Annotated in this window: 12 protein-coding genes and 2 rRNA genes (1 of these 14 only partly in view); all 14 read right to left on the bottom strand. The window is 46.8% G+C overall.

Features of this window, described 5'->3' with window-relative positions; genetic code table 11:
- Window positions 1–302: 302 nt before the first annotated feature.
- The gene (gene gltX, locus MKY24_RS23855; protein ID WP_028542624.1) at window positions 303–1,763 is read right to left on the bottom strand and encodes a glutamate--tRNA ligase; all 1,461 of its coding nucleotides are present in this window, start codon (window positions 1,761–1,763) and stop codon (window positions 303–305) included.
- Window positions 1,764–1,802: 39 nt separating this feature from the next.
- Window positions 1,803–2,279, bottom strand: a complete 477-nt coding sequence (gene ispF / locus MKY24_RS23860; protein WP_023990567.1) for a 2-C-methyl-D-erythritol 2,4-cyclodiphosphate synthase — start codon at window positions 2,277–2,279, stop codon at window positions 1,803–1,805.
- Window positions 2,276–2,974, bottom strand: coding sequence for a 2-C-methyl-D-erythritol 4-phosphate cytidylyltransferase (gene ispD, locus MKY24_RS23865; protein ID WP_023990568.1), 699 nt, complete (start codon window positions 2,972–2,974; stop codon window positions 2,276–2,278). The genes ispF and ispD overlap by 4 nt, the downstream gene beginning before the upstream one ends.
- Before the next feature lie 70 nt (window positions 2,975–3,044).
- Window positions 3,045–4,130 carry a PIN/TRAM domain-containing protein gene (locus MKY24_RS23870; protein ID WP_023990569.1) on the bottom strand — a complete coding sequence of 362 codons (1,086 nt, stop codon included), beginning with the start codon at window positions 4,128–4,130 and terminating at the stop codon, window positions 3,045–3,047.
- 193 nt (window positions 4,131–4,323) lie between these two features.
- Window positions 4,324–5,076, bottom strand: coding sequence for a CDP-diacylglycerol--serine O-phosphatidyltransferase (gene pssA / locus MKY24_RS23875; RefSeq protein WP_071558182.1), 753 nt, complete (start codon window positions 5,074–5,076; stop codon window positions 4,324–4,326).
- A 54-nt stretch (window positions 5,077–5,130) separates the two neighbouring features.
- The gene (disA, locus tag MKY24_RS23880) at window positions 5,131–6,207 is read right to left on the bottom strand and encodes a DNA integrity scanning diadenylate cyclase DisA (RefSeq protein WP_013373290.1); all 1,077 of its coding nucleotides are present in this window, start codon (window positions 6,205–6,207) and stop codon (window positions 5,131–5,133) included.
- A 12-nt stretch (window positions 6,208–6,219) separates the two neighbouring features.
- The gene (gene radA / locus MKY24_RS23885; RefSeq protein ID WP_013312184.1) at window positions 6,220–7,593 is read right to left on the bottom strand and encodes a DNA repair protein RadA; all 1,374 of its coding nucleotides are present in this window, start codon (window positions 7,591–7,593) and stop codon (window positions 6,220–6,222) included.
- Window positions 7,594–7,833: 240 nt separating this feature from the next.
- Window positions 7,834–10,278 (bottom strand): ATP-dependent protease ATP-binding subunit ClpC, encoded by a 2,445-nt coding sequence (gene clpC, locus MKY24_RS23890; protein ID WP_279836075.1) that lies wholly within the window; start codon window positions 10,276–10,278, stop codon window positions 7,834–7,836.
- 44 nt (window positions 10,279–10,322) lie between these two features.
- On the bottom strand, window positions 10,323–11,387 hold the full coding sequence (locus tag MKY24_RS23895; RefSeq protein WP_071558181.1) for a protein arginine kinase: 1,065 nt from the start codon (window positions 11,385–11,387) through the stop codon (window positions 10,323–10,325).
- A gap of 28 nt (window positions 11,388–11,415) precedes the next feature.
- Entirely contained in the window at window positions 11,416–11,940 is a 525-nt protein-coding gene (locus tag MKY24_RS23900) for a UvrB/UvrC motif-containing protein (protein ID WP_023990574.1), read from the bottom strand.
- Between the two features lie 69 nt (window positions 11,941–12,009).
- Window positions 12,010–12,474, bottom strand: coding sequence for a CtsR family transcriptional regulator (locus MKY24_RS23905; RefSeq protein WP_013312188.1), 465 nt, complete (start codon window positions 12,472–12,474; stop codon window positions 12,010–12,012).
- 540 nt (window positions 12,475–13,014) lie between these two features.
- On the bottom strand, window positions 13,015–14,202 hold the full coding sequence (locus tag MKY24_RS23910; RefSeq protein WP_279836230.1) for a GNAT family N-acetyltransferase: 1,188 nt from the start codon (window positions 14,200–14,202) through the stop codon (window positions 13,015–13,017).
- Window positions 14,203–14,366: 164 nt separating this feature from the next.
- Window positions 14,367–14,483, bottom strand: a 5S ribosomal RNA gene (gene rrf, locus MKY24_RS23915).
- 146 nt (window positions 14,484–14,629) lie between these two features.
- Window positions 14,630–17,191: ribosomal RNA gene (locus tag MKY24_RS23920) — 23S ribosomal RNA — on the bottom strand; it runs 364 nt beyond the window's last position.

Raw genomic sequence — 17,191 nt, forward strand, 5'->3', positions numbered from 1 at the left:
GAACATACCTGCTGCATAAAAAAGCAGAGCAGTTCGTCTTTAGCGTCCTGTAACGGGAACGACTCGGCACGCCCTTGTCACATCAGCATTTGACGCTAATGAGAGTTCGGGCGCACGGCTCCCAGGCGCATTTCCTCCGCAGGTCATCTGGACGGCTCTCAGCCTGGGGTTTCCCCTCGACCGTCCTCTCTGGCAGATGCCCTTATGCAGTGTACTTCTCCTGTTCGCAGCCTTTACACGTAAATATCAATCCGTATCAATGGAGTCATTATAGCGAAAAGACAACAAATTGACAAGAAACATCAGCCTTTAATTTGTGCCTTAAGACGATCCAGTACCTTGTCACGTCCGAGCAAAAAGATAGTTTCATTCAGATCCCGTCCATGAGTTTGGCCTGTAAGAGCCACACGAATCGGCATGAATAGTTGTTTTCCCTTAAAACCGGTTTCCTTTTGAACTTCCTTGATCAGCTTAGCCATTTGTGGAGCTGTAAATTCCTCGCTCGTTTCAACTTTACCTGCAAAAGCTCTAAGTACCTCCGGAACCTGCTCTTCGGCCAATACAGCTGCTGCTTCAGCATCCAGTTCCAGATGTGAACGGAAAAACAACTCAGACAACGCTACAATATCGGCTGCAGAAGTCATCTGTTCCTGGTATAAGCGAACCAGGGCCTTAGCCCAATCCAGTTGTTCCGCAGACAGTTCAGTCGGCAACAGCCCCGCTGCCTGGAGATGTGGAATCGCCATGCTGGCAATTCGCTCAGGATCAGCCTTTTTAATATAGTGATTGTTCAGGTAAGCAAGCTTATTTGTATCAAACACAGCCGGACTTTTGGACAAACGATTAGGATCGAAAATCGAAATCAGTTGTTCCCGATCATAGATCTCTTCTTCGCCTTCCGGGGACCAGCCCAGCAGTGCAATAAAGTTGAATATAGCTTCTGGCAGATAGCCCAACTTGTCATACTGCTCCATGAACTGAATAATGGATTCGTTACGCTTACTGAGCTTTTTGTGATCCTCGCCTACAATCAGCGTCATATGACCGAAGCGTGGCGGCTCCCAGCCAAGAGCTTCAAAGATCATCAACTGCCGCGGTGTATTGGAAACATGGTCTTCGCCCCGTAGTACATGCGATATTTTCATCAAATAATCGTCAACTGCTACAGCGAAGTTATATGTCGGAATACCATCCTTTTTGACGATAACAAAATCGCCGCTTTCCTTGGAATTGAATGTAATTTGACCTTTTACGATATCGTCAAACGTATATTCACGATCTTCCGGTACGCGAAAACGAATACTTGGTACACGGCCCTCTGCTTCAAATGCTTGGCACTGTTCTTCTGTTAGATCACGATGTTTCCCAGAATAGCGTGGTGTCTCCCCACGTGCCGTCTGCTCTTCACGCTCGCGCTCCAGCTCTTCTTCAGTGCAGTAACAACGGTAAGCCAAACCACGGTCCAGCAAATCCTGCCAGTACGTTTTATATATGTCCAAGCGTTCAGTCTGACGATAAGGTCCAAACTCGCCTCCCACGTCTACGCTCTCATCCCAGTCCATACCCAACCATTTCAAATATTTAAGTTGGCTTTCTTCTCCGCCCTCAATATTGCGCTTCACATCTGTGTCTTCGATACGAATAATAAATTTCCCACCTTGATTGCGGGCAAACAAATAATTAAATAATGCCGTTCTGGCATTTCCAATGTGCAGATGCCCTGTAGGGCTTGGTGCATAACGTACACGAACTTCCGTGCTCATATAATCTCCTCCAAATTGAATTACTCAAGATGATAGCATTTACTTGATAAGACAGACAACCGATTGAGCCGCGATTCCTTCACCCCGTCCGGGAAACCCGAGTTGCTCTGTCGTGGTCGCCTTGACGTTCACCTGGGATAGCTCCTCTGCTTCCAGCGCCCGAGCGATGACTTCATTCATCTGCGGAATATACGATGCCATTTTGGGCTTTTGTGCGATAATCGTAGAATCAATATTCCCCAAGCGATATCCTCGCTCTTTAGCTAGTCCCCACACATGCTCCAGTAGCTTAAGACTGTCAGCATCCTTAAATTCTGGGTCGTTATCCGGAAAATGCTTCCCGATGTCTCCCAAGCCAAGCGCGCCCAAGATGGCATCGCTAATGGCATGTAGCAGCACGTCTGCATCGGAATGGCCCAACAAACCTTTTTCATACGGAATGTTTATACCTCCGATGATGCATGGCCTTCCTTCCACCAGCTGGTGGACGTCAAATCCTTGTCCCACTCTGATCACTTGATATCCTCTCCCTCTGTTTTTACCCATAACGCCGCCATATCCAAATCCTCAGGCGTAGTAATTTTGATGTTCTTGTAGCTGCCTTGAACGACAGTAACCGGAATTCCTAGCCGCTCTATCAGCATAGAATCATCTGTTCCCAAGAATCCCGACTGCTCCGCTTCCTCATAGGCTCGCAGCAGATCGGAAAGACGAAAAGTCTGTGGCGTTTGAATACTCCACAGACTTCGGCGATCCGGCGTTGCTGTAATGATACCATCCCCGTTCACTTGCTTGACTGTATCCTTTACAGGTACTGCTGCTACAGAAGCACCAGTACGCTGGGCTGCCTCAAGGCATGAACGTACAAGCTCAGGTTGAATTAGTGGACGCACACCATCATGCACCATCACCCAACCCGCTTGTAAGTGGCGCAGACCGCGATAAACCGAATGCTGGCGTTCACTGCCACCAGCCACCACCCGTACATTTTTACCGATTTTGTATTGATGAATCCAATCTCGGCAGCGTTCCACATCTCCTGTCCCAGTCACCATCACCATTTCATCCACTTCGGGCATAGCTGCGAATATTTCAAGTGTATGTATGAAGATGGGCTTGTCCCGCAAAAGCAGAAATTGCTTGCTCTCCTGCGTCCCCATACGGGAGCCGCGCCCTGCTGCCACAATGACAACTCCTACCCGATTGTTCATTCAAATAACTCCTGCCCTGATCGCACTTGGACGATCCGTATGATAACACATCTACTTCATCATACCGCGTTTATTGAGCTTTTTCCAATAATTTTGGTTTGGCAAAGATCATACGGCCGGCTGAGGTCTGAAGTACACTCGTGACCAGCACCTCCATCAGAGAGCCAATATAGTCACGTCCGCCTTCTACAACAATCATCGTGCCATCATCCAGATAGGCTACACCCTGCCCATGCTCCTTGCCGTCTTTAATAATCTGCACCATAATTTCCTCACCGGGCAATACGACAGGCTTCACTGCATTCGCCAAATCGTTAATATTCAGCACTGATACACCTTGAAGTTCGCATACTTTATTCAGGTTAAAATCATTAGTTACAACTTTACCCTGTAACACCTTTGCCAGCTTAACCAACTTACTGTCGACCTCTGAAATTTCCTCAAAATCACCTTCGTAAATGAGCACATTTACATCCAGTTCTTTTTGGATTTTATTCAAAATATCCAGACCTCGCCGTCCACGATTACGCTTAAGTAAATCTGATGAATCTGCAATATGCTGAAGCTCCTCCAGCACAAATTCAGGAATTACAATTGTTCCTTCAATAAAACCTGTCTTGCAAATATCCGCAATACGCCCATCTATAATGACGCTGGTGTCCAATATTTTATGTTCCTCCAGCTTGCGTTCTTCTACACCCGTTCCCCGACCAAAAAAACCAGAACTCCAAAAGGATGACAGCTCGTCCCGCTTTTCTAGCCCAACCATCAATCCTACATATCCGCATATCACGGTAACAGCCGTCTGGATAAGTTGACCCGGGGCCCCCAACCATGAAAAAAGCGGGTAAACTGCTAAGGAAAGTATCAATCCCACCGCTAAACCAATCACACCTGCCATCATCTCGTTCATCGGAATTCGTACCAAGCCTTCAATGCCCTGCTGCAACCGATTCGCCACGGATGCCCCTGCGAATGAACACCCAGCCATAAATAGCACTGCTCCCGCCATCATCCAAACAATCATTCCTGGTAAAGACCCATCACTCAACCATTGCGGCATCCACGTTACAATGCCTCCTACCCGCTGGTATAACGTATAGCCAAACCATGCTCCGCACAATCCTGTAAAAGTTAAAATAGCCTTTCTCCACATTGAGTCTCTATACCTCCTTTATTTTCTTTTCATATAGTCTGCTATTTATTGGATACATAGCATTTCTCTTACCAGTATGATCCATTTTCATCATAACTAACCCTGTGTTTTCACTTTTTATGCATAAAAAAAAGCATTTATCTCCCTGAAATGCTTCAAGGAAATAAATGCTTATTCTTATTCTTGCTTGATACTAACGCTGTGAATGACGATATTGATCGTCCTGTTCTTCCTGACTGGAACGCTCCCGACCACGTCCACGTCCACGTCTGCGTGACAGCTTACGAATGTTCAGCTTCATGCCATACAATGCATACAGCACCAGCGGTACAAAAATCAGCTTCGACAGCTGGTCAGGGAATTTAACAGCCAACACCACCGCTGCAATTACGACCCATGGAGCAACCCAGATCGCTTTTTTGGGGAGGCCGACCTTTTTAAAATTAGGATATCTCATGGAGCTGACCATCAAATAAGAAACCAGCAACATGGCAATCGACATGTATAACAATGAAATATCGTTATGGAATAAGGACAAAGTGGCTAATACGCCACCTGCTGCCGGAATTGGCAAACCCGTAAAATAACCTGGTACACCAGGACGTACGTTAAATCGAGCCAAACGCAACGCTCCGCACATCGGGAAAATGGCAGTAACTGTCCAAGCGAGAGCCGAATTCGCATCATGAAAAGCAACCATGTACATAATAACTGCGGGAGCAACACCAAAAGATATCATATCTGATAAGGAGTCCAGTTCTTTACCGAATTCGCTTTGGGCATTCAGGACCCGGGCCATCCTTCCATCCAGTCCGTCCAACAACATGGCGACAATAACCATAATAGCGGCAAGACTGTATTTTCCGTCTACAGCCAATAAAATGGCGATCATTCCGAGAAACAAGTTACCTAAGGTACACATGTTCGGAATTGATTTGGTAATCATCTCTTCACCTCAATGTATGAATTGTACCATTATAATCCTTTCACTGTATTACATTTACATTTGCCTGTCAATGAAAACTTGTTCCTGCAAACGTTTAAGACCTTCTTTAATCGTACGCGCACGAACCTCTCCAATACCATCCACTTCATCCAGTTCTTCTATCGTTGCTGTCATGACATGCGGAAAACGTCCAAACCGCTCCACCAGATTATGAATAATCACATTCGGCAAACGCGGTATCTTGTTCAGTACCCGATAGCCGCGTGCAGCAATATACTCTTCTGATGTCGCAGCTGAAGAAGGGTAGCCTAGTAAACGTACAATATGATTCACATCTAACAATTCGTCGTCCGTAGAACGTTTGAGTCCCAATATAATTTCACGAATCTTCTCGTCGCTATCGTCTTTGGCATAATCCTTATACAGCAACCATGCTTCTTCCTCAATGTTGCTGACAAGCTCTTCCATCTGCATACTAATCAGACGGCCCTCATTTCCGAGCTCGTTAATAAATCGTTTGATCTCCATTTTGATGCGCAGCACCATTTCGATCCGCTGGATGACATTAACGACCTCCGGCATGGTAACCAGCTCTTCAAATTCAGATGCTGTCAAATTCGTAGAGGCTTGCCCCAACACGGATCTATATTTCTCTAACGTCTGAATAGCCTGATTGGCTTTCGTCAAAATAACCCCGATTTCCTTGAGCGCATACCGTAATGTCCCCTGATACAAGGTAATAATATTACGCCGCTGGGAAATAGAAACCACTAGTTTGCCAGTCTGCTTTGCAACTCGTTCTGCTGTCCGGTGCCGAATTCCTGTTTCAATTGAAGAAATGGAGGAGTCCGGAATCAGTTGCGTATTGGCATATAAAATTCGTTTTAAATCCTCGCTCAATATGATTGCGCCGTCCATTTTAGCCAACTCATACAAATAGTTCGGCGAAAAATCACAATTAATGGAGAAACCGCCATCCACGACTTCCATAACTTCTGGGCTATAGCCAACGACCAGAAGAGCACCCGTTTTGGCACGCAAAACGTTTTCCAACCCGTCGCGAAAGGGAGTTCCCGGTGCCACAAGCCGCAGCAAATCGTTCATTTTATCCAGTTGGCTCGCTTCTTTCATTCTCAATGCCCCCTAATCTAATGCGGCTGCCAGTGCATCTGCCACCGTTCCTACTCCTATAATTTGAATCCCTTTCGGATGTGTCCAGCCCTTCAAGCTTTTCTCCGGCATGATCACCCGTTTGAAACCTAGTTTCTCCGCTTCCCGTACTCGCTGTTCTGCTCGGGATACCGCACGCACCTCACCTGTCAGTCCCACCTCGCCAAAAATCACGTCGTACGGCTTGGTAGGAGCATCCCTAAAGCTGGAAGCAATGCTCACAGCTATAGCCAAATCCACCGCCGGTTCATCCAACTTCACGCCTCCAGCTACGTTGAGATAGGCGTCCTGGTTTTGCAAAAACATGCCCATCCGCTTTTCTAGCACGGCTATGATTAATCCCATTCGATGATGATCGACTCCTGTGCCCATTCGGCGCGGAGATGGAAAATGCGTAGCTGCAATCAATGCTTGCAGTTCAACCAATACAGGTCGGGTTCCTTCCATACTGGCTACAACAGTAGAACCCGCTACCCCCAGTGGTCGTTCAGACAGGAATAGTTCAGAAGGATTTGACACCTCACGCAAACCGCTTTCAGCCATTTCAAAAATACCAATTTCATTTGTAGAACCGAAACGGTTTTTAACTGCACGCAAAAGCCGATACGTATGATGACGCTCTCCTTCAAAATAAAGCACACAATCAACCATATGTTCCAACAAACGTGGACCTGCAATGGCCCCTTCCTTGGTCACATGTCCTACCAATACCGTAGCAATACCTAGCCCCTTGGCAATTCGCATAAAGCGTGAAGTACACTCCCGCACCTGAGCCACACTACCTGGTGCACTCGTCACCTCAGGCAAATATACGGTCTGTATCGAGTCGATGACCAAAAATTCCGGCTTCAAGCTGTCCACCGCTTCTTCAATCGTCTCCAAATTCGTCTCACATAATACGTATAGGCTGGGGGACAAGGCACCGAGCCGATCTGCACGTAGTTTCGTTTGACGGACAGATTCCTCACCAGACACGTACAGCACCTTTAAACCAGTTAAAGCTAGCTCATTAGATGTTTGCAGCATAAGCGTAGATTTACCGATTCCCGGATCACCGCCCACCAAAACGAGTGAACCCGGCACCACACCTCCACCGAGTACTCGATTCAATTCGCCAATTCCCGTCAAAATTCGTGTTTCTTTGCCACTCTCCACCTCTATAATAGGCAGTGGCTTGTCTTTTGTGCTATGAGTAAGAAGGGAAGACCCCATTCCTTGAGTTTTTACAACGCTTTCCGTTTCTTCGACCATGGAATTCCACGCCTGGCATCCAGGACATTTTCCGTACCATTTGGGCGATTCATAACCACATTCCGTACAGGAAAATTTAGTTTTCACTTTAGCCATACTTTATTCCTGGGCTCCTTATTGACGACGATAATGTCAAATTTATGTTCATACAGCCCAGAAAGAGCTGTAACAATAAAAGTTTACCATTGAAGCTTGGCGGACGTAAAGCAATATCACAAACTTTCCCAAAGCATTTACCCAACCATTTCACCGTGTTTTATACATAAAAAGGGTGTCTTCGCAATAGCTTTCCAGCCTGCGAGACACCCTTTTCTACTATTTATTTAGTAAACTGCTTTAGGACTTGGCAGATACATTATCCTTTTTCGTTACAGTCAATGCACCATTCTCCTCATCAATGAAGAGAGAGTCACCCTTAGTAATGTTGCCAGTCAACAGTTCCTCGGACAGGCGATCTTCAATATGCTTCTGGATTGCACGACGCAATGGACGCGCACCATACGCTGGATCAAAGCCTTCCTTGGCAAGGAATTTTTTAGCGTTGTCTGTCAACTCGAAGTCCACCTCATACTCATTCAGGCGCTTACGCAGCTCCTCAGACATGAGTGACACAATTTCGGCAATATGTTTTTCTTCGAGAGAATGGAAAACGATAATTTCATCAATCCGGTTCAAGAACTCAGGACGGAAGCTTTTCTTCAGTTCCTCCATCACTTTGCCCTTCATATTATCGTAATCCGCCCCAGCGTCCACTACAGCTGTAAAACCAAGCGTGGAGTTACGTTTAATCGCCTGTGCACCAACATTAGATGTTAGGATGATGAGTGTGTTACGGAAATCGACGACACGACCTTTGGAATCTGTTAGACGACCATCTTCCAGCACTTGCAGAAGAATATTGAATACTTCTGGGTGTGCTTTTTCAATTTCATCCAGCAACACAACTGAGTATGGCTTACGACGTACCTTCTCAGTCAGCTGACCGCCTTCTTCATATCCAACGTACCCTGGAGGTGCTCCTACCAGACGGGACGTGGAGTGCTTCTCCATATATTCGGACATATCAATACGGATAACCGCATTTTCATCTCCAAACATGGATTCAGCCAAGGCGCGTGCCAATTCTGTTTTACCAACCCCAGTTGGGCCGAGGAAAATAAAGGAACCGATTGGACGCTTCGGATCTTTCAGTCCGGCACGTGCCCGGCGAATCGCCCGGCTTACTGCCTTAACTGCTTCATCCTGTCCAATTACCCGCTCATGCAGCAACTCTTCCATATTCAACAAGCGGTGTGTTTCTTCCTCTTTCAGCTTGCTGACTGGAACACCTGTCCAGATTGCAACGACTTGAGCGATATCCTCTGGTGTAACTTCAGAATCTGTACGACCCTGTTGTTCTTTCCATTGGTTTTTCGTCACGTCTAGCTCTTCACGGATTTTTTGCTCTGTATCACGCAACGCTGCCGCTTTTTCAAACTCCTGACTTTGTACCGCTGAATCCTTTTCCTTACGGATATCTTCCAGACGGTTTTCCAGCTGTTTCAGGTTTGGCGGTACAGTGTAAGAATTCAGCCTTACTTTGGAGCCCGCTTCATCAATAAGGTCAATAGCCTTATCTGGCAGGAAGCGGTCAGTGATATAACGATCTGACAATTTTACAGCCGCTTCAATAGCCTCATCTGTGATCTTTACACGGTGATGAGCTTCGTAACGGTCACGCAGACCATACAAGATTTGAATTGCCTCTTCTGGAGAAGGTTGATCCACTGTAATTGGTTGAAAACGACGCTCCAAAGCAGCATCTTTCTCAATATATTTGCGGTATTCATCGAGCGTGGTCGCACCGATGCATTGCAGCTCGCCACGTGCCAGAGCAGGTTTCAGGATGTTGGATGCATCAATTGCGCCTTCCGCTCCACCAGCACCAATCAGTGTATGCAGCTCATCAATGAACAATACGATATTACCCGCTTGACGAATCTCGTCCATAATTTTTTTCAAACGATCCTCGAATTCACCACGATACTTGGTGCCTGCTACCACAGAACCCATATCCAGCGTCATTACGCGCTTGTCGCGCAACGTTTCAGGAATCTCATTCGCTATGATTTTTTGGGCCAATCCTTCGGCAATCGCCGTTTTACCTACCCCAGGCTCACCGATTAGAACCGGATTGTTCTTTGTACGGCGGCTGAGCACCTGAATTACGCGTTCAATTTCCTTGCTACGCCCAATAACAGGGTCCAGGTTGTTTTCCTTCGCAGATGCCGTCAGATCGCGTGCCAGACTGTCCAGAGTTGGCGTGCTGACATTAGCTGGAGCACCATGATGGCTGGAAACAGCCTCGCTGCTGCCGAGCAATTGAAGCACTTGCTGACGCGCTTTGTTCAGACTGATGCCCAGGTTGTTCAGTACACGCGCTGCTACGCCTTCACCTTCACGAATAAGACCAAGCAAAATATGTTCTGTACCTACATAGGTATGGCCCAGTTTGCGGGCTTCATCCATGGACAGTTCGATGACTTTTTTGGCGCGTGGAGTATAGGCAATGTTCGTCGGTTGCTCTTGACCGCGTCCAATCAGCGTTTCCACTTCATCCTGGATTTTTTCCAGTCCCAGCCCTAAACCGATTAAGGCTTTCGCGGCTATTCCTTCACCTTCACGAATGAGGCCTAGCAAAATGTGCTCTGTGCCAATGTTGTTGTGTCCCAATCGAACAGCTTCTTCCTGAGCCAAAGCAAGCACTTTCTGTGCACGTTCCGTAAATCTTCCAAACATCATATATCCTGCACCTCCACAGTGTGTATTTCAGATCATTCTATATATTAAAGGGTTGTGCCTAATTTTTGCCGGATCAGCTTCGCCCGGTACATATCGCGCTCTTCGGTATTCATTTTATCCCCAAAGCTTTTTTGCAGGAACCCGGGTTGTGTCATCACATTCAGCTCATTCATCGCTGCGGTGGAAGGACGCTCCAAAATCCCTAAATCTACGCCAAGACGTACATCGGATAGCCGCTGTGCAGCCTCCTTGGAATCCAATACTGCTGCATATGACAAAATACCGAATGAACGCATCACCCGATCTGTAATTCGCAGCATAGATTCATTCATTAGCCTTTCTCTGGCAGAACGCTCGTGCTCAATAATTTGTAGCACCACGCCATGTAGATTCTCAATAATCTCCGCTTCGGTTTGTCCCAGTGTAATCTGATTAGATACCTGAAACAAATTTCCGACCGCTTCGCTGCCTTCACCGTAAATGCCACGAACTGTAAGACCTACCTGTGAAACAGCAGACAATATACGATTGATTTGATGAGTCATAACTAATGCAGGCAAATGCATCATCACCGAAGCTCTCATACCTGTGCCGACATTCGTCGGACAACTGGTCAGAAAACCTCTCCGATCATCAAATGCATAATCAACATGCGCTTCAAATGCATCATCAATAATCATAGCGCGTTCCCAAGCTTCCCTAACCTGACATCCCGGATATAAGCACTGGATACGCAGATGATCCTCTTCGTTTATCATAACACTAACCGATTCATCATCGCTAATTAAAACAGCACCGTTACGAGATTCGTTCGCCAAATTTGGACTAATCAAATGCTTCTCAACCAGCACCTGCTTGTCGATCTCATCCAACTCGGATATTTTCAACGTATGAAAAGTACCAAAACCGCCTAAATCATCATACTGAAGGATATCCGTCAAGCGTTGAAGTGCTTCTTCCGACTGCTGATTGGTAGCAAGCATGGGAAAAGGCAGATGCTGCAAGTTACGCGCAATTCTCACCCGGCTGCTAATGACAATCTCCGAATCCGCAGCATCACCACGCATCCAGTCACTTAGCGGCTTCTCCGTAAATCGAATATTGGGCATTACGCATCCCTCCTACTCTTCACAAACTTTACTCTTCAGTCATTTCTTTTTCAAGCTCTCTGATTTGATCCCTAAGCTCAGCAGCTGATTCAAATTCTTCCTGTACAATATGCTGTTGCATCTCTTTTTTCAAATCGTCAATTTGCCGTTTAACCTTCAGTCGGCCTCCAGTGCGAACCGGAACTTTACCAACATGATTCGTACTGCCATGCACACGCTTGAACAGAGGGTCCAGACGACTATCAAAATATTGATAGCACGATGGGCATCCGAAACGTCCCAGCTTACTAAACTGTGCATAGGTCATGCCACAATCCTTGCATTGCAGGTTCTGCGGGCCACTGTGGCCTGGAGACTGGCTCTTTGTACTGGAGTCAAAATCCAGCATCCCCGACAACAAGCTATGAATCGAAAAGCCGTTAGGTGTTCCAGGGATCATCTCCCCTTTTTCCTTGGCACATGTCTCACAAATATGAAACTCTGTCTTTTCGCCATTCACAATTTTGGTGAAATGCAAAGTTGCCGGCCGCATATTACATTCTTGGCACAGCATAAAAGCACCTCCTTCAATGTCAGGATTTATACCAATCCCTACATCCAAACGTTAGTCTCTTTCCACACACTATTTGGTCGCCAGCAACGAAATCAGCATAGCCTTAAGCAATCTTGCTCGCAGTTGATCACGATAGGGAAGCTTCAGTAATAATGTATCCCTTGATAAAGCAGCCTTCATTAAATTAGCTTCCCTTTTGCTTAAAAAATGGGCTTCCTCTAACTGATAAATTAGACCTTCTGCTGCCGATTGGCTTATTTCCTCCCCGATGCTCTGATGAAGATGTGTATGGATGGCATGCTGTGCAGGCAGCTGAATTCGCTGAATACGAATGTAGCCCCCGCCACCGCGTTTACTTTCCACCACATAGCCTTTTTCCAGCGTAAACCGGGTGCTAATTACATAATTAATTTGCGACGGCACGCAGGAAAAGCGGTCAGCCAGATCGTTGCGCTGAATCTCCACTAAACCTTGGGGACTTTCCAGCAATATACTCTTCAAATATTGTTCAATAATATCGGAAACATTGCGCATTTCATCATCCTCCACTAACGGAAACGCAAGTATTCAAGTACATTTCACGCTCCACAGAGTCCGCCGTATATTGAACTTAACCAAACGGTAAAGTCACGAATCTAAGCTGTATTCAGGCTATTGCCTGATCTACATCCATTGGAATTGTACCTTCTTGTCTCTAGTGTGGCCTTTATTTGCGATTAATCATACACTTCTCTTATGTTCATAAGAGTCAGCTCCTAACTATACGCAAATCATTTCGATCCTCATTTACTTCTTTGCTATCAAAATTACCTTATACAGCTAATCCATCAGCATAGTACTTCTACAGAATCACACTTGGCTTGATTGACTTTGACTTTCTTTGACTATATTCATATTATAGCACATTATTCATTTTTGCCAAGGGGTCAATACCATTTTTCGCAATCTAATTATGTTTTATACAATACCATAAAAAAACTCTTCCCATTACAGAAAGAGTTTTGAAAATTATGATAACCACACAAGTTATGTTCCCTGAAAGATGGGGCCTAAGAAGAACTAAATGGGCCTTTATCAGAAAAAATCCAATAAGAACGTTTGTTTTACCGGTATTACACGTTTAAGGACAGACACAGACTCACTGCTGCCTTCAATACGCCCCCATTTATACAGATCATCAGCCTGCTGGTAGCCAAGCATCAGAGTCGTCAGTGACTGAATCCCAAGTTTCAAGTCAGCTACTATGGCGTTTTCAGATAAATTGCTTATATCCACTCTCTCCAGATGTCCTTGCCCCTCCGTAGTAATCGTTAATCTCCATAATCCATCATTCCATGGAGCATACCGATCAGTCAGATTTAAGGTTAAACTTGTTTCTTCTCCAATCTGTTCAAAAGGGTATCTTTCTATAAAAGCAGCTGCATCCACAATACGACCCATAAAATAAGGCACCGTTTCCTGTTGAATTCGTGGATCATCGAGTAAAAATGGCAGATTGTCATCTGCTGGAACGTAATTAAATTTACCTTGGGCTATCATTGAGTCATGATTTGCAAAATAAGTCCATAAAGCCCGACGAGCCGTCTCATTTTCATATACCAACTCATCACAATTCAACTGTTTATCTTCAATTTTGTATAGTGCATATCCCTGAGGATCGCCTGTTTCAGAGTAATATACCGCAGTTCGATAGTTCTCATTTAAAATCCGCTCTTGCCACCATTCCTTATCTCGTACCAGCGTGCCATTATAACGAGATGCATACGCTTGATACACTTGGTCCAGTTCTGAAATATCTTTGACATCGCGTTTGACTGTACCTTCTGTTTTAAGTTTTGTAGGGAATTTATCAATGGGAATGACGTACTTTTTGTATTCAATATACGTTTCCCATCCAAATTTACGATAGAAGGCAAAGGAGAATGGATGCAGAAAAGAAAGGCTTTGTCCCGCAGACTTCATTTCTTCAAGCGCATGCGTCAACAAACGTGACACCATGCCTCCGCGACGTTTTTCTGGCCACGTTGCTACACCAGCAATGCCCCCCATATCAAAAACCTGACCGTTTATGTATACCTGTAGCGGTAACAAAGTCAGTTTAGCATTCAAGTCATGTCCGTCGAATATTCCCCATGTTTGCTCTGGTTTGAATTTCTTCTTGGATTTTTCCATATCCTCCAGGGACATTGTAAACTGAAAAGCATATTGAGATAATTCAATAGCCGCTTCAAATTCCTCACGTTGTAATTGTCTGATCTCCATAACTTCGTCACCTCGCTCGTATACTTGGGCATCCATAAAAAAGATTATACACTTAGAGTGTGGCAAAGCCTCTTCCCTCTGTCAACCTTAGAAGCAGGTGGCCATCTAAAAACACATAAAAAAAGGATGATAATCTCATTGAGATTATCATCCTTTTCACTTTTGCTTGGCGACGTCCTACTCTCCCAGGACCCTGCGGTCCAAGTACCATCGGCGCTGGAGGGCTTAACGGTCGTGTTCGGGATGGGTACGTGTGGAACCCCTCCGCTATCGCCACCAAACATGAATTTACATCGTAAATTCTTTAACAGGAATCAGCATCGCCAAATGCTGTGTGTTCGCTTGTTTCATATAAGCTACTTGAGCTTATACAATACAAAACTTACACCCTGAAAACTGGATCCGAAACTCATTTGCGTTTTATTTTTAGGATAAGCCCTCGACCGATTAGTATTGGTCAGCTCCATGCATTACTGCACTTCCACCCCCAACCTATCTACCTCGTCGTCTTCAAGGGGTCTTACTAATTGGGAAATCTCATCTTGAGGGGGGCTTCACGCTTAGATGCTTTCAGCGCTTATCCCTTCCGTACATAGCTACCCAGCGGTGCTCCTGGCGGAACAACTGGTACACCAGCGGTACGTCCATCCCGGTCCTCTCGTACTAAGGACAGCTCCTCTCAAATTTCCTACGCCCACGACAGATAGGGACCGAACTGTCTCACGACGTTCTGAACCCAGCTCGCGTACCGCTTTAATGGGCGAACAGCCCAACCCTTGGGACCTACTTCAGCCCCAGGATGCGATGAGCCGACATCGAGGTGCCAAACCTCCCCGTCGATGTGGACTCTTGGGGGAGATAAGCCTGTTATCCCCAGGGTAGCTTTTATCCGTTGAGCGATGGCCCTTCCATGCGGTACCACCGGATCACTAAGCCCGACTTTCGTCCCTGCTCGACTTGTAGGTCTCGCAGTCAAGCTCCCTTCTGCCTTTGCACTCTTCGAATGATTTCCAACCATTCTGAGGGAACCTTGGGGCGCCTCCGTTACTCTTTAGGAGGCGACCGCCCCAGTCAAACTGCCCACCTGACACTGTCCTCGCACCGGATTACGGTACCAAGTTAGAACCTAGATACGATCAGGGTGGTATCCCAAGGATGCCTCCCTTCAAGCTGGCGCTCAAAGTTCAACGGCTCCCACCTATCCTGTACAGATCGTACCCAAATTCAATATCAAGCTGCAGTAAAGCTCCATGGGGTCTTTCCGTCTTGTCGCGGGTAACCTGCATCTTCACAGGTATTAAAATTTCACCGGATCTCTCGTTGAGACAGCGCCCAAGTCGTTACGCCATTCGTGCGGGTCAGAATTTACCTGACAAGGAATTTCGCTACCTTAGGACCGTTATAGTTACGGCCGCCGTTTACTGGGGCTTCGGTTCATAGCTTCGCCCGAAGGCTTACCACTCCCCTTAACCTTCCAGCACCGGGCAGGCGTCAGCCCGTATACTTCGCCTTGCGGCTTCGCACAGACCTGTGTTTTTGCTAAACAGTCGCTTGGGCCTTTTCACTGCGGCCCCCTCGGGCTATTCACCCTACCGAGGCACCCCTTCTCCCGAAGTTACGGGGTCATTTTGCCGAGTTCCTTAACGAGAGTTCTTCCGCGCGCCTTAGAATTCTCTTCTCGCCTACCTGTGTCGGTTTGCGGTACGGGCACCTTCTCCTGGCTAGAGGCTTTTCTTGGCAGTCTGAGATCATGACCTTCGCTACTACAATTTTCGCTCCCCATCACAGCCCAGCCTTACGATGTGCGGATTTGCCTACACACCAGCCTCACTGCTTAGACGGACATCCATCAGTCCGCGTCACTACCCTACTGCGTCACCCCATTGCTCATAACGGATTACGGTGGTACAGGAATTTCGACCTGTTGTCCTTCGACTACGCCTATCGGCCTCGCCTTAGGTCCCGACTTACCCTGAGCGGACGAACCTTCCTCAGGAACCCTTAGGCTTTCGGCGGATCTGATTCTCACAGATCTTTTCGTTACTCATACCGGCATTCTCACTTGAATGCAGTCCAGCGCTCCTTACGGTACACCTTCAACCCGCATTCAACGCTCCCCTACCCCTGATGCAAGCATCAAGCCATAGCTTCGGTGGTGTGTTTAGCCCCGTTACATTTTCGGCGCAGAGTCACTCGACCAGTGAGCTATTACGCACTCTTTCAATGGTGGCTGCTTCTAAGCCAACATCCTGGTTGTCTGTGCAACTCCACATCCTTTCCCACTTAACACACACTTGGGGACCTTAGCTGATGGTCTGGGCTGTTTCCCTTTCGACAATGGATCTTAGCACTCACTGTCTGACTCCCGGAACTAAATCTATGGCATTCGGAGTTTGACTGAGCTTGGTAACCCTTGCGGGCCCCGCACCCAATCAGTGCTCTACCTCCACGATTCTTTTTTCCGAGGCTAGCCCTAAAGCTATTTCGGGGAGAACCAGCTATCTCCGGGTTCGATTGGAATTTCTCCGCTACCCCCACCTCATCCCCGCATTTTTCAACATGCGTGGGTTCGGGCCTCCAGTGCGTGTTACCGCACCTTCACCCTGGACAGGGGTAGATCACCCGGTTTCGGGTCTACGTCCACGTACTCAAGTCGCCCTATTCAGACTCGCTTTCGCTGCGGCTTCAGCTCTTCACCTTAACCTTGCACGGGAACGTAACTCGCCGGTTCATTCTACAAAAGGCACGCCATCACCCATAGATCGGGCTCTGACTTCTTGTAAGCACACGGTTTCAGGATCTATTTCACTCCCCTTCCGGGGTGCTTTTCACCTTTCCCTCACGGTACTGCTTCACTATCGGTCGCCAGGGAGTATTTAGCCTTGGCAGATGGTCCTGCCGGATTCATACGGGGTTTCACGTGCCCCGCACTACTCGGGATCCGTCTCGGAGAGAACAAGTTTTGAACTACAGGGCTTTTACCTTCTCT

It is taken from the genome of Paenibacillus sp. FSL P2-0322 (assembly GCF_037975315.1).
Lineage (GTDB): Bacteria > Bacillota > Bacilli > Paenibacillales > Paenibacillaceae > Paenibacillus > Paenibacillus polymyxa_B.